This is a genomic window from Paenibacillus sp. NRS-1782, assembly GCF_050467685.1.
Taxonomy (GTDB): domain Bacteria; phylum Bacillota; class Bacilli; order Paenibacillales; family Paenibacillaceae; genus Paenibacillus; species Paenibacillus terrae_A.
In genome coordinates this window covers 1-18436 of sequence record NZ_JBITPH010000062.1, presented here as the reverse complement: position 1 = coordinate 18436, position 18436 = coordinate 1, and the positions used below count along the sequence as shown (strand labels likewise).

Annotated in this window: 19 protein-coding genes; 1 reads left to right on the top strand and 18 read right to left on the bottom strand. The window is 48.1% G+C overall.

What is annotated here, in order from left to right:
* Positions 1-379 precede the first annotated feature (379 nt).
* The 16 genes from recO to ACIFQM_RS22590 form a co-directional block, all read right to left on the bottom strand.
* Positions 380-1132 (bottom strand): DNA repair protein RecO, encoded by a 753-nt coding sequence (gene recO, locus ACIFQM_RS22665; RefSeq protein WP_430041250.1) that lies wholly within the window; start codon positions 1130-1132, stop codon positions 380-382.
* 42 nt (positions 1133-1174) lie between these two features.
* A complete protein-coding gene (locus tag ACIFQM_RS22660) occupies positions 1175-1312 on the bottom strand; it encodes a YqzL family protein (RefSeq protein ID WP_430041249.1) in 138 nt (45 codons plus the stop codon).
* Between the two features lie 352 nt (positions 1313-1664).
* Complete coding sequence (gene era / locus ACIFQM_RS22655) at positions 1665-2567, bottom strand: GTPase Era (RefSeq protein WP_430041247.1); 903 nt, start codon at positions 2565-2567, stop codon at positions 1665-1667.
* A gap of 60 nt (positions 2568-2627) precedes the next feature.
* Complete coding sequence (locus ACIFQM_RS22650) at positions 2628-3002, bottom strand: diacylglycerol kinase family protein (RefSeq protein ID WP_430041246.1); 375 nt, start codon at positions 3000-3002, stop codon at positions 2628-2630.
* Positions 3002-3499: an rRNA maturation RNase YbeY gene (gene ybeY / locus ACIFQM_RS22645; protein WP_430041245.1), complete on the bottom strand. Its 498-nt coding sequence runs from the start codon at positions 3497-3499 to the stop codon at positions 3002-3004. Before ybeY ends, ACIFQM_RS22650 begins: the two co-directional genes overlap by 1 nt.
* A gap of 58 nt (positions 3500-3557) precedes the next feature.
* Positions 3558-5804, bottom strand: a complete 2247-nt coding sequence (locus tag ACIFQM_RS22640) for an HD family phosphohydrolase (RefSeq protein ID WP_430041244.1) — start codon at positions 5802-5804, stop codon at positions 3558-3560.
* A 90-nt stretch (positions 5805-5894) separates the two neighbouring features.
* Positions 5895-6866 (bottom strand): PhoH family protein, encoded by a 972-nt coding sequence (locus ACIFQM_RS22635; RefSeq protein WP_014282491.1) that lies wholly within the window; start codon positions 6864-6866, stop codon positions 5895-5897.
* A 6-nt stretch (positions 6867-6872) separates the two neighbouring features.
* Complete coding sequence (gene yqfD / locus ACIFQM_RS22630; protein ID WP_430041243.1) at positions 6873-8066, bottom strand: sporulation protein YqfD; 1194 nt, start codon at positions 8064-8066, stop codon at positions 6873-6875.
* A complete protein-coding gene (yqfC, locus tag ACIFQM_RS22625) occupies positions 8063-8356 on the bottom strand; it encodes a sporulation protein YqfC (RefSeq protein ID WP_430047611.1) in 294 nt (97 codons plus the stop codon). Before yqfC ends, yqfD begins: the two co-directional genes overlap by 4 nt.
* A gap of 613 nt (positions 8357-8969) precedes the next feature.
* Complete coding sequence (locus ACIFQM_RS22620; protein WP_430041241.1) at positions 8970-9560, bottom strand: hypothetical protein; 591 nt, start codon at positions 9558-9560, stop codon at positions 8970-8972.
* Positions 9561-9604: 44 nt separating this feature from the next.
* On the bottom strand, positions 9605-10606 hold the full coding sequence (gene floA, locus ACIFQM_RS22615; RefSeq protein WP_430041240.1) for a flotillin-like protein FloA: 1002 nt from the start codon (positions 10604-10606) through the stop codon (positions 9605-9607).
* Positions 10607-10651: 45 nt separating this feature from the next.
* A complete protein-coding gene (locus ACIFQM_RS22610) occupies positions 10652-12019 on the bottom strand; it encodes an NfeD family protein (protein WP_430041239.1) in 1368 nt (455 codons plus the stop codon).
* Positions 12020-12286: 267 nt separating this feature from the next.
* On the bottom strand, positions 12287-12730 hold the full coding sequence (locus ACIFQM_RS22605) for a GatB/YqeY domain-containing protein (RefSeq protein ID WP_013311146.1): 444 nt from the start codon (positions 12728-12730) through the stop codon (positions 12287-12289).
* Between the two features lie 16 nt (positions 12731-12746).
* On the bottom strand, positions 12747-12920 hold the full coding sequence (gene rpsU / locus ACIFQM_RS22600) for a 30S ribosomal protein S21 (protein WP_005547957.1): 174 nt from the start codon (positions 12918-12920) through the stop codon (positions 12747-12749).
* 169 nt (positions 12921-13089) lie between these two features.
* Complete coding sequence (locus tag ACIFQM_RS22595) at positions 13090-13449, bottom strand: histidine triad nucleotide-binding protein (RefSeq protein ID WP_014282498.1); 360 nt, start codon at positions 13447-13449, stop codon at positions 13090-13092.
* A gap of 161 nt (positions 13450-13610) precedes the next feature.
* Positions 13611-14966 carry a PLP-dependent aminotransferase family protein gene (locus ACIFQM_RS22590; protein ID WP_430066162.1) on the bottom strand — a complete coding sequence of 452 codons (1356 nt, stop codon included), beginning with the start codon at positions 14964-14966 and terminating at the stop codon, positions 13611-13613.
* Positions 14967-15183: 217 nt separating this feature from the next.
* Here ACIFQM_RS22590 and ACIFQM_RS22585 point away from each other — a divergent pair, with 217 nt between their 5' ends.
* Positions 15184-16131: a DMT family transporter gene (locus tag ACIFQM_RS22585; protein ID WP_430041237.1), complete on the top strand. Its 948-nt coding sequence runs from the start codon at positions 15184-15186 to the stop codon at positions 16129-16131.
* A 152-nt stretch (positions 16132-16283) separates the two neighbouring features.
* Here the strand turns inward: ACIFQM_RS22585 and ACIFQM_RS22580 are convergent, their stop codons facing one another.
* Positions 16284-16676 (bottom strand): hypothetical protein, encoded by a 393-nt coding sequence (locus ACIFQM_RS22580; RefSeq protein WP_342414922.1) that lies wholly within the window; start codon positions 16674-16676, stop codon positions 16284-16286.
* 264 nt (positions 16677-16940) lie between these two features.
* Positions 16941-18436: SbcC/MukB-like Walker B domain-containing protein (locus ACIFQM_RS22575; protein ID WP_430066160.1), on the bottom strand; the 1496-nt coding region annotated here is incomplete at its 5' end.

The following is an 18436-nucleotide window of genomic DNA, read 5'->3' as shown; positions in this document are numbered from 1 at the left end:
CCTCAAATGGTGGTGATCATTCTTCGTAAAGCTTCTATGTACAGGGCCGCCAATTTCCAACAAGCATCGCCAGAGACAGCAAAAAGCCCCGCCTCTACGCCTGTACAGACGTAGGGACGAGAGCTGGCTCCCGCGGTTCCACCCTACTTGATTGCAGTCCTTCATCACCAACCAGACCGTAATCCTCTTTTCCGTGTCCAATCAGATGCTCCCGAGTGCCTTATTCACGAAGATTTCCCGCCAGGCTTGCACCATCCCCGACTCGCTTACTCTAGAGAATAAACTCCGCTACTTTCTCGTTCAATGCCTCTGCTCCCAAAGGAGATATATAGTAGAATATTACACGTTTTCAGCAGCATAGTCAAGGGAGCAAGAGGTTTCACATATCATACTTGTCGAGCTGATCCAGAAAATGACGGGATTTTAGCTTGACCTCCAGCTGCATATCCATGAACTGTCGCATGACATGTTTGATTTCCAGCTTGGTCGAGTCCTTCACATCAATGTTGCCGAGCCGGTTTAAATCCATTCTCGCAAACAAACGTAACAGCTTCAATGTACGCGGTGTGACACTCAATGCAGCCGGATCAAAATGCTTATAGCCTCGACACAAAACTCCACCCAGCCTTGGACTAATAAACATATCTTCATCAGCACACTCTTGTCCGCTGGAAATACAGGCATCAAGCTGGGGAGCATATCCGGCCGCCTGCAATATTTTAAATTCATAAATGCTCATGACGATCAGCGGATCTTTGCCGCTCTCCAACGCTTCCAGACATGCTTTAAGATGCTTAAACCAGAAGGTGCCCGTTTCTTCATCATGTAGTACCCGGTCGAGCAATTCACAGGCATATGAGGCGTAAGCGGCCTTGGTAATATCCTCGCGCAGTGTATGGTGGGATTGGATAATTTCACCAGCATTCAACGTGCCTAAGCCGGTATTTCGAAAAAAAACAAATTCACCATACGTAAACGGCTGCGTTAAAGCGGCATGACGGCTTTTGGGCTTCTTGGCCCCTCTGACCAGCACGCCTGTCTTACCACCGCTCTCGGTGCAAAGCGTAATAATTTTGTTCCCCTCACCGTAATCCATGCTGCGGATGACGATTCCTTCCACCCTGTAAAGCATGCCTCTTCCCCCAAACATTCGCGAAGAAGCCAGTGACTCGCGCTATTCACGGGCTTCTTCATGCTCGTCCGACTCTCCTTCATCCGTGTCTTGCTCCCATGTCACGGCGCTCTCCCTGTATAACAGATACGCACCGACATCCCCAGTCATCGCAAAATACTTCCACGAAAAATCTCGCAATCGTATTCATCCTTTCTTCGGAAATGACGTTTGCATCTCAAAATTAGAATGATGCGAAGAGAGGTGAAGTATGCGATGAAATAAATGGGTTGCTGTTAAAAAGGCTGCTACTGAGGCGCTGCTGAGACGCTCCGCTACAGCGTACATACAGTTACACAACCTTTTTTAAAAGCATTCATTTTTTCAGTGCTGGAAATGAGGGTATGGGAAGTACCAAGAGTTAAGCGCCGCACATTCGCGGCGCTTTTGAATACCGAAGACACTACACTTCTCATGTATCAGGTAAGGTTAGTCGGGACGGCTTTTTTGGTGCTTAAAAGACCAAACATATTTAGTTTCAACTTATTTGTTTTTAAGCGTCGCGGTGGAAGCCGAGGTCACGCAGTACACGATCCTGGTTACGCCAGTCTTTTTTGACCTTTACCCACAGTTCCAGGAAAATTTTGGAACCCAATAGGTTTTGGATATCTATGCGTGCCTGTTTGCCCACTTCCTTGAGCAGGGCTCCCTGCTTACCGATAATAATACCCTTCTGGGAATCCCGTTCCACAAAAATAACAGCCATAATATGCACTACGCCGTTGTCCTGTACCTTCATGTCTTCAATCATGACTGCAATTGAATGTGGTACTTCCTCACGAGTCATATGCAAAATCTTCTCCCGTACCAGCTCGGCAATAACAAATTGCTCTGGATGGTCGGTAATTTGGTCATCCGGGTAATACTGAGGGCCTTCAGGCAAGTATTTTTGTACCTGCTCCAGCAAACGGTTCACATTGTTGCCCATTTTAGCCGAGATCGGCACAATTTCTGCGAAGTCGTACAGCTTGCGATATTGCTCAATCAGGGGCAGCAGTGCTTCCGGCTCAATACGGTCAATTTTATTTAAAACAAGAATAACTGGCGTTTTTACCTGTTTCAGCTGCTCGGCAATAAAACGGTCGCCTCCGCCTAATCCTTCAGCGGCATCAATAAGAAAAAGTACAGCCTCAACCTCGCCCAACGTATTAAAGGCCGTCTGATTCATGTAGTCACCCAGTTTAGACTGACGCTTATGAATGCCCGGTGTATCCAAAAATACAATTTGTGTGTCCTCTGTAGTAAATACCCCGTGTATTTTGTTACGCGTGGTTTGGGGCTTGTCCGACATAATGGCGATTTTCTGGCCGATGACATGGTTCATCAGAGTTGATTTTCCTACATTGGGTCTGCCGACAATCGCAACAAAGCCTGATTTAAAGTGTTTCTTAGCCATTTCGTTTCCTCCAGCACTATTAAGCGCCTATTTTTTGGTTTTTGGGTTAGGTCTTTTCCATTAAAAAAGCTGACTAATCAGGGACAACAACGGCATGTAAAACACAAATATACCAATAATTACAGCAAAAACCGCTGCCAGGAGCACAGCTCCGGCGGCGGTGTCTTTAGCCGCTTTGGCCAGCGGATGGATATCAGGCGAGATTAAATCGATCGCTGCTTCAACAGCGGTATTGATCAGCTCGGCTACGATTACCATGGCAATCGCCATAGAGACAAATAACCAGTCGAGCCGGGAGATGCGCAGGCTTGAGCCTACTGCGATGACGAGAAACGCCATGACCACATGTATCCGCATATTTAATTGCGTGCGCAGAGCATACATCACGCCTTCTGCGGCATAACGAAAGGTCTTTCTCCAAGACTGCCGTCTCATTACCGTGTCAACCCCACTTGAGCCAGTACCGCCTCTTGCTTGCCCATCATTTCAGCCTCACTGGCTTCATCCTGATGATCATAGCCCAACAAATGCAAGAAGCCGTGAACAAACAAAAATCCGATTTCACGCTCAATGGAATGACCGTACTCCTCACTTTGAGCCTGAGCTGTCTGCACGGAAATAATAATATCCCCCAGCACATCCGGCACATCCTCCAGCGGTCCTTCGTCGTCCGGCTCATAGATGATTTCAAGCTCTTCATCCAGTGTTTCCTTCATGGCAAATGACAGCACATCGGTTGGACGGTCGATTCCCCGATAATCCCTGTTTAATTCATGAATTTGCTCATCATTCACGAAGGTGAGGGCCACCTCACCTTCCGTCACCCCTTCCACCTTGCCCGCTTCCTCCAATAGAGTGTTCAGCAAAGCAATCAAGGATTCATGGATTACCATATCGTTTTGTTCATTATTCCAAGCTAATTGAAGGCTCATGCCAACCGCTCCTTTTAATTCTAATGCTCCGCCACACTTCATGCACAAGCCTATGATGTTACGCTTTCCCGTTCTCAGGCTTTGGTCTTTCTTCGGGATACTCAATACGGGAATGGAAAGTTCCCATCACGGTTTCTTTAAGAGTTCGAGCAACAATATCAAGCTCCCGCATCGTTAGCTCACAATCGTTGAATTGGTGATCATCAAGACGACTTTTAATAATTTTTTCAATCATCGACTCCACCTGATCCACTGTTGGTTTCCGCAGGGAACGGACGGCTGCTTCCACACTATCAGCAATCCCGATTACAGCAGCCTCCTTAGACTGGGCTTTTGGCCCAGGATAGCGAAAATCATCCTCGGTAAAGTCCGGCTCTACGCCCTGTTCTTCCGCCTCACGCAGCGCCTTATGATAAAAATAGTGCAGAAATGTCGTTCCGTGATGCTGCTCGGCAATATCGCGAATCGGCTTGGGTAGCTTGTAATCCAATTGCATTTCCACACCATCACGGGCATGGGCAATAATGATGGACTTACTTAGCTTCGGCTCTATCGTATCATGCGGATTATCCATACCGTTCTGATTTTCAATGAAGTATGAAGGCCGCTTTGTTTTACCGATGTCATGATAATACGAACCGACACGGCACAACAAGCCGTTAGCACCTATAGCCTCCGCTGCTGCCTCTGACAGATTACCTACCATTACGCTGTGGTGATACGTACCCGGCGTCTCTGTAAGCAGCTTGCGCAGAAGCGGATGATTCGGGTTAGACAGCTCAACCAGCTTCAACGCTGACAAAATGCCAAAGGTAGACTCAAAAAATGGCATTAGACCAATAACAAGTACTGCTGTAATCAAACCGCCCGCAAAAGCAAAAGCTACCGCATAGAGCGTCGTCGTTTGAGTCCAGTTGCTTTGGTCGATCAGAGCCAGAGTGAAGACCGACACGGCGCCGAACAAGCATACCATAATCGCTCCTTTGAACAGCGTTGAACGCTGACTGGCTCGATGCGTCGAGAAAATCGACGCAAGACAAACCACAAGGGCAAAAAATCCGAAGTTAAAATCAAAAATTTGTCCTTGTCGGACATTCAAAATGACACTTGCCAATATACTGAATATAACGGCACAAACGAAGGCCAGCGACATATCGAGTAACAACGTTACGAGCATGGCTCCAAGCGCGATCGGCGCCAGATAGCCGAGATAAGACCGTTCACTGTCCTGCAATATGGCGGTTAACATCATTGCGCCTACCGTGATCACAAAAATCAACACCAGCATGAGCAACTGTGCATTGTTATACTTGAAACGGCGTGTTCGTGATTGGAACTGGCGAATATACATAAACAGTCCCAAGGCCAGCATCGCAGACAGCATCAACAGGCCAAATTGCGGCCAATAGTTGATCTTATCCTTTAGAAGCTCGTTTTCATCCAGTAAAGTGTAGATTTCCTGGGTAATAATCTCGCCTTTCTTGACGAGCACTTCACCCTGTTTGATGTAGACTGTCGGTGTATCTTCACGGGCCTGTACCCTAGCGTCCTTCGTAGCTGTATCATCATAAAACTTGTTGGCCGTAATCACAAGCCTTGCAAGCTCCTGAACGACTTCACGAGAGGTGCGCTTGGTAAGCGTACTCGTACTGACCCGCTCGGCCACCTTGGCCCGGGCTGTTTGTGCATCTGTAATCTGATCGTTCATCAATCCGGTCACGATTTCACGAGCAACCGGCCGCATCTCTGCAATATCCTCAGACGTGAGACGCGGAATTTTGATAAAGGTTTCCTCCGGAATGCGGTAAGTTTGCTCTTTTGTTTTTTTCAGCACTTCGTCCAATAGCTTTTCCGGATAGGCATCGGCATTACGGCTATTGTTCACAAAATTTTGCACAAATTCCCGCGCACGCTGAGGAATCTCGTCTTTGTAAATGGAAATTTTATCAGATCTGGAAACCTGGTCATCCTGATTGAGTCGTTCAATTCGGTCCAAAATACCAGTAATCAGGTTATCGTTGCGAATCGGTACAATCGTATACATGGGCTGTACCCGTTCGGCAGACTCTTCCTGAGCCTTTAACGTCGCTTTGCTGTTGGGAAGTTGCATCGGAGCAACAATTTCCTTTTCACTTGGCTGGTTTACCCGAATGTCATAGCGCTCGGGAAGCAGCTTTGAGGCTAAACCGATGTAAAAAAGAACCACTAAAAATAAAAACAGAAGATAGCGTGTTGCCACGCTATACTTCCATCCGCTCATTCTATGCTGGAACGTTTTGCCCTTAGACAATTCCTTCGAGGTCATCTGAAACAATCCCTCTCCATCATCTTTTTCAAGACAGCTACGCTGCTTATTTTCATACTTCTGATAGCTTCACATCCGTGATATGAAGGCTTATCCCTGATTTTCGGCAACCTGGTCGTAAGCCACGATGATTTTCTGAACCAGGGAGTGACGGACAACATCCTCTTGTGCAAAATGTACGAAGCCTATTTCCTCAATTCCCTGTAAAATCGCATTTGCTTCAATCAGACCGGATTTTTTGCCACGAGGCAAATCAATTTGCGTAACATCACCAGTGATGACCATTTTGGAGCCAAAGCCAAGTCGGGTCAAAAACATTTTCATTTGCTCCGGCGTGGTGTTTTGCGCTTCATCCAAAATAATGAACGAATCATCCAGCGTACGTCCCCGCATATAGGCCAGCGGCGCGATTTCAATCAACCCGCGCTCCAGTGCCTTTGCTGTCTGCTCCGGTCCCATAACATCGTACAACGCATCATACAACGGGCGCAGATACGGATCAACCTTTTCCTGCAAATCCCCTGGCAAAAAGCCTAGATTCTCGCCTGCTTCTACCGCAGGACGGGTTAATACAATACGCTTGACCGAACCTTCCTTCAGGGCTGCTACGGCCAGTACCACGGCCAAATACGTTTTTCCCGTACCCGCCGGGCCAATTCCAAATACGATATCACGTTTTTTTATCGTGGTTACATAGTGCTTTTGTCCAATTGTTTTGACACGGATCGGCTTGCCTCGGAAGGTGGTCGTGATTTCTCCCTTGAACAGATCAAGCAATTGATCGGCGCGTAAATCTTTTGCCAACTCAATCGCATAATGGACGTCTCTTTCGGTCAGGATATATCCATTACGAATTAACTGAAGTAGTACATCGAATAATTGTTCGAGTACTTCCACCTCATGGGCGTTGCCAAAAATATTGATTTCCGCCTCACGGGAATCCATTTTTGCAGGAACAGCCGCTTCAATCAATTTTAAAAAGGAATCCTGCGGGCCGAACAGCGCCTGTCCTTCTCCCGCATTGTTCAATGCAATTTGTATGCTGCGTTGTTGTTCTGCCAAATAGCCTCATTCTCCTTGGTTATGAACTAGCGGAAGTTCTTCCGCAATATTCTGTTCCACTTCAAAAAGCACTTTCATATAAACTTTACCATTCTCTCTCTTCTCATGCAAAATTTTTTGGCTCATTATTTTCGTTCCTCTACCGTATTTGGCTAAAATATCGGCTCGCGCCCCTTCTATTCCCCTATTTTGGGCTTCCGTTTCTGTAAGCTTATCCTCATGTATCTTTGTCTCCCTCACGTTTTCGGTCATCCAACCGACTGGAAGACGGAAGGAGCGCCACATCAGCGGGTCATGCTCAACTGTGGTTTTATGCGTGGAAAAAGGGATTTTTCCATATCCCCATAGCTGCACCGCGCGGTTGCCCAGCACCAGATACAGGCGTTCGTGATGGTTTCCAGTATATGTGCTGCTGCGTCGCACCGTCGGACTGCTGATTTCGTACTCATGCCACACGAGGCCCTTAATCTCCCCCTTGGCTACAACCTGCTGCTGATTCTCCTCATCTCCGAGCGTTCCCGAGATAAGAATGGCTCCTTTTTTGACACGTGTATTTTTATGCACGACAGGACGACCCTGCTCGGCAAAAATTTCAGTGACTACCGCATCTGCCTTGCTGATGAGATGACGTGGATTGTAGAGCGGCTCAGGAGTTGGCTGTGAGGCCTCAACGACCTGAATCGTCACCGAGGTGCCCTGTTTCTCCACACCGATCCAGGACGCCTCAGGGAGCTTCTGCATGAGCGCACGCGAAAGCTTGTCCTGACTGGAAACACGGAAGCTCCATTGGAAAGGATACAGCCCCTCCTGACGGGCAGCCTTGAGTACAGCTTCTGTTGAGAGCTTATCATTTCCCTTTACTTCAACGTCCCAGATGAGCGAAGACATCAGGAACAGACCTACCCAGAATACAGCCAGTCCAACCAGAAAAAATTTGCGTTTGGCAAGTCGCGCAACGGTAAAGGGAATTCCCTGTCGCTTCAAAATATGCATCTTGCAGCCTGTCCTTCTCAAAAGCGGACGAAGCAGGAAGACGTGCGGGAGCAGAAGGTTCATTTCTGCATGTTTTGTACCCATCGGCCGCACGTTCCAAACAGGTATTTGATGCTCAGTGAGCAGATTAATGAAAGCTTCCACGCTCTCGCCCTTGACAGCAAGGGTAACCGTGCCACGCAACTTTGTTAAAGCGGGATGTTTCATGAGCCCTCCTCCGTTCCTACCAATTGGATATCCGTAATGTGTCCTTCCACACTTACCTGCTCAGGCACAATAGACGTAATAACAAGCCCATGCCCCATCACCCGCAGCCTGCCCTGCGCAAGCGCAAGTACAAGCCGATCTGGCGTGAAGTCCACGACGCCCCGGTGATTCTCCACATAAAGCTGGCGGCTGCCAATGAGAGTTAACCTCGGCAGGTCAAATAGAATGTCCTGCGGAAGTTCCAGCGTCTCACTGGCCCACTTTCGCAGTTTGCGGCTCATCCGGCTCATACGAGGGAATCTCCTTTCCTGTCATAAAAACAATTGTTACCCAACGGCTAATCATTGCTTTTATGGCAGCTACGCTGCTGATTTTCATTTTCTGTTATGTTCATCCAGTAGATCATAATCTTAGTCGTTTTCATGGCAACTACGATGCTTTTTTATAAATTGCCGATGCCGCTTAGATATGGGCGTCGTTACAGCAGCGCCACAGATATCTGTACTGTACACTTTATGATCCAGCCGCCATATTTATGAAACGAAACTAACAATTCATCGTAGCCCTGATTTTGCATAGCAAGAGTCTGGATGCTTAAGTGCTTTTTCACCCCGCGTTGCAGCAAGCAGCTGATCAATGCTCTTTTTTCTGAACAAGCAAAATTCATCATTAAGGTAGACATAATGACAGGATTTCAGCTTACAAAAAAATGTGATAAACCCTTGCTATTACAGGGTTCATCACATCTTATATCAGGTTAAAAGAGGATCTATCGCTAAACTGATTTTTATTCTGAACTAGCCTATGTATTAGCACAAAAAATAGTCCGCACCAGCTAGAGCCGGGGCAGACTAAACCATTCATGCAAACTGCTTAAATAAAACGATACCAACTCATGTCTTTTTAACGTCTTCCTCCACCCATATAACGCTTGGAACGCGGTGGACCCAATATTTCTGCCCAGATCACGCCTCTCCGCAGGTCAGCCGCAGTTACTGTACTACGCTCCTGCGAAGCCCCCTCTGAGGCATCTGTAATCTCTCCTGACTCCCTTGCATTGGATATGCGGTCGAGACGGGCTAAAACCGATCTACGCTCTTCTTCCATGACCCGGATTCGATCCTCCAGAGTCGGACCGTTATCGAGGGAATCCCGATCCGTCTGCCGCTCTGTTTCCGTCCAATTATTCATTGGTTCATCCATATGCCGAGCTTCCACAACTACACGCCGTTCATCAGGAAACTGACGCTGCAATTCTCCGACAGTATCCTGTCTTTGCGGCTGGCGCTGCTCCTGCCTGTGTTCCGTAGAGAAAGGTCCCGAGGGTGACGAAGGTCCGCGAGAGCCGTGGTCGCCACCAAACGTAGGCATACCCTTTCCCGGCGGCGCTTTTCTCTCTGTGCTTTTCATGCTTTTGCCCAAAAAAGACACCAACGCAAAGCCGATCACAATCAGGATATACAAATGCTCAAAAATCCAGCTGATAAAGTTCATAACTCACCGCCTTGCTGCCGCAATTTAACGGCTATATCCTATGGTTAGTCCCGGTTTTTGTTGTCATTTCCCGAGTTTTCATTCGGTTTCCCCAAAGAGCCACGCATTTGCGTATCTGCCTCAATGTTTTTCAAATTCATATAGTCCATAACGCCAAGCTTTCCGCCACGCAGCGCCTCAGCCATTGCCAGCGGAACTTCGGATTCGGATTGAACCACACGCGCTCTCATCTCTACGACGCGCGCCTTCATTTCCTGCTCCTGCGCCACCGCCATTGCACGCCGTTCTTCCGCTTTCGCCTGCGCAATCCGTTTATCAGCTTCCGCCTGCTCGGTCTGCAGGAAGGCGCCAATGTTTTTACCTACATCAATGTCTGCAATATCAATAGACAAGATTTCAAACGCCGTCCCAGCATCCAAACCTTTGGATAGTACCGTTCTCGAAATGGAATCCGGGTTCTCCAGCACGTCCTTATGCGAATTACTGGAGCCGACAGTCGTAACGATCCCTTCACCGACCCGCGCAATAATCGTTTCTTCTCCGGCACCCCCGACGAGTCGATCAATGTTGGCACGCACTGTAACACGAGCCTTAACCTTCACTTCGATACCATCCTTGGCTACCGCAGCGACAGTAGGTGTCTCGATGACACGCGGATTAACGCTCATCTGGACCGCTTGCAGAACATCCCGACCCGCAAGGTCAATCGCAGCTGCGCGTTCAAATTCGAGCGGAATGTTGGCCCGCTGCGCAGCAATCAGCGCATTGATCACTCGGTCTACATTACCACCCGCCAGAAAATGACTTTCCAGTTGGTTGATATTTAAGCCCAGACCAGCCTTGGTTGCCTTAATCAGCGGATTCACAATCCGGCTTGGCGTTACACGACGTAACCGCATAGCTACCAGTGTAATGATGCTAATCCGCACCCCTGACGCCAACGCTGAAATCCACAGCATCACCGGGAAAAAACTGAAAAATACACTTAACACAATAATCACTACAACGGCAATCAGCAAAACGCTGACAATACCCGATTCGAACACTCGCATCATCCTCCATTAATCTAATTCTTCGTTTGTTTTCGCGTTTTAGACGCTGGTGTCCGTCTTGACCACAATGCGTCCACCTTCTACTTTGGATACGATAATGGGCATATCCGTAGCGATAAACTCGCCGTTCGTCACGACGTCCACACGTTCGTCAGCGATAAGCACGGTTCCTGCTGGACGAAGCGGTGTCAGACTCACACCTCTTTGTCCCAATAGCAATTCCCGATTCACTACTGAAGAAAAGCCTTGGTCAGCCGTCAAACTTTCTTTAAGTATAAAACGGTTCCATATTCCCCGATCCTTGAAAGCAATCCCTATGATCGCCACCACAGCAACGGCAGCAGCAAAGGCTATACCCAATGATATAAAAGCATGCTGCATGTTGTAGGCCGCGCGAACAACTCCGGCCACAAGACTGATGGAACCCAAAATACCCAGAATGCCAAAGCTTGGAATGAACATTTCAAGTATAAGCAAAGCCAGACCGATGATAAACAACAGCCACGTCTCGGAGCCTGCAAAGCCAGCAATATAATTGCCGAAAAAGTACAAACCAAATCCGAGCACACCTAAAATTCCCGGCACTCCAAAGCCCGGTACGAGTAGTTCAATGACAACACCTGCGATACCGATAAATAAAAGCAATGTCTGTACAATCGGGTTGGTCAATATCTCGGCTGCTTTTTCAGCCCATGTTCGCTCCACGTGAAATACATCATCCGTGCTATAGCCCATCCACTGGATAACTTCTTGTTCTGAAGATGCGATGTGATCCGCATAGCCCAGTTTAAGCGCTTCCTCGCTGGTTAAAGAAATGATCTGTCCTTTTTCTTTATTAAAGTTCAGCTCCGGTATAGCTACAGTAATTTTGGAGTCTACCATACCTCTCGCAATATCCGGGTTACGTCCGCCGGATTCTGCAGCAGATGCCATGCTGCTCTTCCACCAAGCCACCGTTTTTGGGTCAGTGATAGCTTGCCCTTTGCCGTCCACCAGTGCTGCTGCTCCAATGATGCTGCCCGGCTTCATAACAATTTTGTTTGCGCTTAACGCAATATAGCTCCCCGCAGAGGCCGCTTCGCCTCTTACATAGGCAACCGTCGGAATCGTACTGTCCTTAATCAGCTTGCCCAGCTTTTCCGCCGTATCTACACGTCCGCCTGGCGTATTAACATCCAGCACAATGAGGCCCGCTTTGGACTCCGCCGCTTCTGCAAAGCCGCGTTCCATAAAGCTGCCCAGTCCCTGTTCAATTTCCTGATCCACCGGTATAACAAACACAGCACCGCCTTTCACAGCGGCCGCCGCTGATCCCGAATGAAATAATGGCAACAGCAAAACAGATATCATGATCCACATGCTCCAAAAGATCATTTTGCGGCTGGAGTGGTGATGTTCTCTATGCATTACTCTCCCCCCTTTCGATCTTTCTATGTTATAGCATATCAAATTTTGTCAGGTAAACCATACAATTTTCAGGATTTATTGTGAAATTCTTGAGTATGCTGCTATCCTGATGGCTGTCATGTACTTTACGCACCCGATGGACATCACGTTTCAAATGATTATAGATAACGCTTACAAAAAAAGAACTATTTATAATAACAGCAGCCTAAAACCAGCGCAGCACCCTCTGTAAACAGAGGGTGCTGCGCTTTCCTGTTTGTCGCAGGTTTATTGCAGAAATTGCTGAACCGCTTGGTTCACGAGCTTACCGTCAGCGCGGCCTTTTACCTTAGGCATCAAGGCCGTCATTACTTTCCCCATCTCGGCTTTCGAAGAAGCACCGGTTTCCTGGATGGTCTGCTGTACAATAACTTTAATTTCTTCTTCAGAAAGTTGTTCGGGAAGGTACTGAGCGATGATCTCTATTTCTGCTTTAGTGCTTGTCGCAAGTTCATCACGACCGGCTTTTTCGAATTCATGGAGGGCATCTTTTCGCTGTTTGATCTCACGACTCAGAATATCAAGCACTTCGTTGTCGTCCAAATCCCGTTTCAAATCTATTTCAAGATTTTTAATCGTAGAACGAACCATTCGAATGGTGGAGAGTTTGAACTTGTCCTTACTCTTCATTGCTTGCTTCATATCTTCGTTCAATCGTTCGCTCAAATTCATGATTGCTTAGATCCTCCTAGAACTTTCTCTTACGAGCAGCCTCGGACTTTTTCTTGCGCTTTACGCTTGGCTTTTCATAATGCTTGCGTTTCTTCACCTCAGCCAATACGCCATCCTTAGCAATGGAACGTTTAAAGCGACGAAGTGCAGCATCAATTGTCTCGTTTTTGCGAACTTTAGTTTCAGACACCAGTTTTCCCTCCCTCCGACCAGACCGTCCAAGAGCAATAACACGGTTCATCAAATTTTATTATAGGTGAAACGGAAACCGGGTGTCAACCTATAAGAAAAAATGAATAAATAAAGGATACATATTTCTCCATTACGTCCGTATTACTGAAAGACAAGCACTGTCATTTTTAAGAATGTGAGTCCGAAATACCCGTCAAGGCACCCAATGGGGCACCGCCCAACAGATGATAATGCAGATGTCCAACCGCTTGCCCGCTATCCGGACCGCAGTTGTTAATCAACCGGTAACCCGATTCAGCGATACCCAGTTTTTTCGCCACCTCAACCGCAACACGATGAATCTCCGCAATCAGAGGAAGATCCTCTTCCGTCACAGCATTCATTGAAGGAATATATTTCTTCGGAATAATGAGCACATGTACTGGCGCCGCAGGCTGGATGTCATGAAATGCAAGCACATTGTCGGTTTCCAGCACTTTTTTGCTGGGGATGGTTCCATCCACAATTTTCAAAAACAAATCGTCCATTCAAAACCCTCCTTTGGCAGTGAGCCGATCATCAGATTCGAAAGTACAGAACCTTTGCTATCGGCATTCAAAGTTATGTATTTCCCACAACCGAATTAAACATATACAGTTATGGTTTGTTATACCTATGTTTCTATATGTATCATAACGGAAAAAGGGGCTTAATACCAGTTCCCTCTTCCCGCTTCTTCTATAATAGCTTTCACCCCTTCATCAATTTGATCTGGCTGAGCACGCGAAATACTGATGCGTAAAAACTTTTCGTGTTCCTTGTAATCGGATAAGTAAAATCCTTTACCAGATACCACCTCTATCTTTCTCACGGCAAGACGCTGCACCAAACGCTCCATGTTCACTGTCCGGGGCAGCTTCAACTGCATATACACTCCCGAGCTAACAGCCGACACTTCAATCACCCGATCCTGATTGTATCGCTCCACCGCCTGATTTAAAATGCGAATGCGTTCCGCATACAGGCTGCATATCGTGTGCTTGTGGCGTTCATACATTCCATTTTTAATATAAATATCAAGTGCGGCTTGAGATAAAATGGAGGTGTCGACGTATCTTTTGTATGCGCTGAACGTCTTTAACAGGGTTTCCGGCAAAACCGCCACGCCTAAGCGCAAGCCGGGGAAAATGATTTTCGAGAAGCTTTTTAAATAAATAACACGGTCTGTCTGATCGTACGCATATATAGGATCAAACAGGTGATCGATCCCCAAATCAGCCATGTAATCATCCTCTACGATGTACACATCGTATTTGGCAGCTAATGCGGCTATAGCCTTGCGTTCCTCTGTGTTGTAGGAGGTTCCAAGGGGATTATGATATCTTGACATGGTGTAAAAAAACTTGATGCTACCGTTCTTAAATTGATGCTCCAATTCCTGCAAATCCATACCTACCGCTGTTCGGGCGATGGTGCTGACGGGTATGCTCTCTCCCTCCAAAAAACGCAAATAAATATCGTAGCTCGGCTGTTCTACCAAAACCGTCTTTTTGCCGTTCGGAAACGGCATTTTAGCAAGGATTTCCAGTGCCTGCTGAACACCAGAAGTGACGATAATCCGCTCCATTTTTGCAAATACCTGATTATCGGCCAAGTGAGAAACAAGCGTATGACGCAATGTCTCCAGTCCTTGCGAATCTCCATAGGTGAACAAATGATATTTGTACGTATCAATGGCCTGATTCAGACAGTGCTGAAAGTCCAGATACGGAAATACGTTTAAATCCGGGGAGGCCGAAGCAAAATCAATCGTTTCCTGAATATGACCTTGGCTACGGCTATGACGCAAATCGCCGGAGTTCTCCACCACATAATATCCGCTTTGCGGAATGGAATAGATGGCGTGTTTTTTTTCAAGTTCGGCGTATGCCCGCAAAATCGTGCTTTTGCTGCACCCGTACAACTCTGAAGCATCTCGGATCGAAGACAGCTTCTGACCCGAGCTGTATTGCCCCTCGCGGATTTTAAGCTCTATATCCGATAGAATTGAAATATATTTTTTCACAATGATCCTCCTGCCTGTTTATTTCACTTCCTACTTCTTTATACGGTTGATATTAACATGCTTTATGAATAACAAGGATGCCCCATTTTATAAAATTGTACCGATACAGTTATGATAATTTGATATCCCACAGGCTCGTCCATTGTTGTACCTTTAGTTCATCGGAGAGGACGTTAGCGAACATGGTCCCAAAGCATGAAAGAAAGGTAGGCAACTTATGGACACCCAAACAAAAGGATTAAAACTGGCTTATTTCTTTGCGGTGCTGAATGCTGCAATTATTGGATTTTCGTTTTTATTTACTAAAATGGCCCTGGTGCATGCCCATCCCATCGATACGCTGACTTATCGGTTTGCGGCTTCTTTTATAGTTCTGTCGATTCCGGTGGCCTTGGGGTGGATCAAGTTATCTTATCGGGGCAAACCCATATTTAAAGCGCTGCTGCTGGCTTTGATGTACCCGTTGGGATTTTTCACGCTACAAGCATTTGGATTACAACACGCAACCTCCGCTGAGGGAGGTATTATGTATGCCTTCACACCCGTTGTTACGATGATCATCGCTTCCCTATTTTTAAAAGAAACAACGACCCTTTTACAGAAGCTGTCGATCTTTTTATCTGTGTTCGGCGTTGTGTTCATCTTTATCATGAAAGGGAGCAGCTTTAACTTGTCCAATTTGGGCGGGCTCTCCATGCTCTTCCTGACGTGTGTAGCTTTTGCCGGATACAGCGTTTTGGCACGCTCTCTGTCGAAGCATTTTAGTCCGGCGGAAATCAGTTATTTTATGATGAGCATCGGATTTATTACATTTCTGGTCGTATCGCTCACGAAACATATTCAAGGTGGAACGCTGAGCCAGTTTGTCGCATTGTCCGGCAACGGCACTTTCGTACTGTCCATTATATATCTTGGCGTGGTGGCCTCGCTTATCACTTCACTGACCGCAAATTATGCCTTGTCCAAAATAGAAGCGTCGAAAATGAGCGTATTTACCAATCTGTCGACCATCGTGTCTATCGCAGCCGGGGCTTTGTTTATTGGCGAAGAAATAACAGTGTACCATCTGATTGGCTCGTTACTGATCATAGCCGGGGTGATCGGAACCAATTATTTGGGCCGGAAAAAGACAGTATCGCTTCGTGCAGACTCTACTAAAACATAGTCGCTTATAGAGAAGTGAGCTGGAAAAGAAAGATTGTTGAGATAGCTGAGGGCATGTTATAGGTAGAAAAAAAGAGGCTGTTTCTTCTTAGCGGAAGAAGCAGCCTTAAGTGTGTCATGATGACCCTACTATGGCGATTAAAAAACAGGGGTTTAATAATAAGGGAGCAGGCTGATTGCGGTCAGCGCAGCAAGCGGCAGGATCAGACGGTTAAAGCGCCGACGTCCATATGGGAAACCATATCCGTAGCCTATGCCGGGTACCGGGGCTGGGTACGGATATGGAGGGTAGGAAGCAAAGCCACCATAAGCACGGGAACCGCAGCCGCAATTGTTAGGCGGATAAGGGAGATTTACGTTCTCTGCTTCACCCACGGGAACTGCCAAATATAATTTCTCATCATCCACATGCTCCACAATTCCATCATACATCGTTCCATCCTTCACCCATACGCATACGTAGCGGTGCATATGCTGTTGACATAGCATTTTAGCATCCATTTTTTCTGGTGCAGTCCCTTTTTCGTTGGTCATACTTTTTTCCATGGTTGTTTCCTCCTAGGCTCTTGCATGTATACCGTATGTTATTCAAAAATGGGCTATGTGCTACATCAAATTGGGCGAATTCCGGCTTGCAAACAAAAAAAGAAGCACCCCGGAGGCTCTTGGTAGAGCCCCTCTGAACGGACGTATGACGGGAAGTTTCCTTCCGCAGCATACGTCCGCCGGGGTACTGTATGATTAACTTGTCGGCTTAGCTGTATTATAACAACACTTTGAAACTGTATCTGTGATCTGTGTCACGTTGCTTCAAAATGTTTCCATAACCACACGGGAGCCGCCTCCAGCCTGCTCTGCGGGAAGAACGACCAGCTTGCGCGGCAGACGGGCCCGCAGCTCGGGCACATGGCTGATCACGCCGACCGACAGTTGATCGTGATGCAGCTTTTCCAGCGAGGTGATCACCGTGTCCAGCAGTTCAGGGTCCAGCGTTCCAAAGCCTTCATCCAGAAAGAAAAATTGCAGCGGGTATTGGCCGCGCAATTGAATCTGGGCCGACAGCGCGAGTGCGAGCGACAAGGAGGTCAGGAACGTTTCACCGCCGGACAAGGTGGATACTGGACGCTTGACCCCGCCGTTGGCATCGTCACTAATGACAAAGCCACCGCTGGAGTCTACCTCTAGCGCGTAGCGTTGCTTGGTCAGAAAACGTAAACGGCGTGAAGCCGACTGACTGACCTGCATTAACTGCTCCTCGGCAATGTATTCCACGAAAGCGTTGCCCCGGAAAACGGACTGGAGCTTGGACATCTTTTCTGCCTCGCTGCGCAAATGTGTTCGATTGGATTCCAGCTCCATCCAGCGGACATGCCGATGCTGCAAATCCTCCAAATCACGCTCAGCCTTGGCACGATTCTGAAGCGACTCTTCATCACGTGTACGGCAATCACGCAGCTGGGCTGCGGCCGTTTCCCACTGTTCCTCGGTCACTGTTGCTCCATCCAGCTGTTCTTCCACATGCTTTAAACGGGAGGACAGCTCCTTTTCACGTTCCCGGTGCAGGCTCACTTCACGTTCATAACGTGCAGCTTCCTCCGGCCCGAGACAGCATTCCACGACCTCTGCTTCGGTAGCAAAAGGAGAGGCCTCCAGACGACTGCTCCAGCGGGACTCCGATATCTGCCGTCTTTCTTCTGCCGAATCGGATGCCTGCCGGGCAATCAGCGAAGCATGAACGGCTTGCTGCTTGCGTTCCTCCGCTTCAGCGCGGCGGCGTGCGGCGGCTTCGGCTCCGTTTCTCAGCCCTCGAAGGCGCGAGTTCGCTTCTTCCAGCAAGGAAGCCGCAGGGTCTTCTCCAACCCACTTGCGAAGCTGGACCATTTTTTCGCGCAGCAAGTCATCTTTATTCTGGAGTCCGGTACGACGGGCAATAATGATTTTGTCTTCCTCGATGATGCTCTGCTGGATCTGCTGAACACGGGCCGCCTTCTCTTCGAGGAAGGTCACGCTCGTCTCCAGCCGGGACCGCAGCTCTTCCGCACGCGTATCGCGCTCCTGCATGGCGCGATAAAGCTCCGCGGCTTCGCCCGGCGCCACGTTCGGCAGCTGCGCCGCCCATTCGGCACGCAATGCCCCGCTGCGCGTGGTGCATGCCTCGCGCTTGCTCCGCGCCTGCGTCAGCGCTGCGACAGCCGCCTCTTGCTCGGCGGCTGCGCGAATACGCCGCTGCTGTCCGGCGGCGTCCGCCTCGCGTAACGCGTGCGCCTCCGCAGGCAGCGCACGCGCACGGGCGGCCAGCTCGGCGG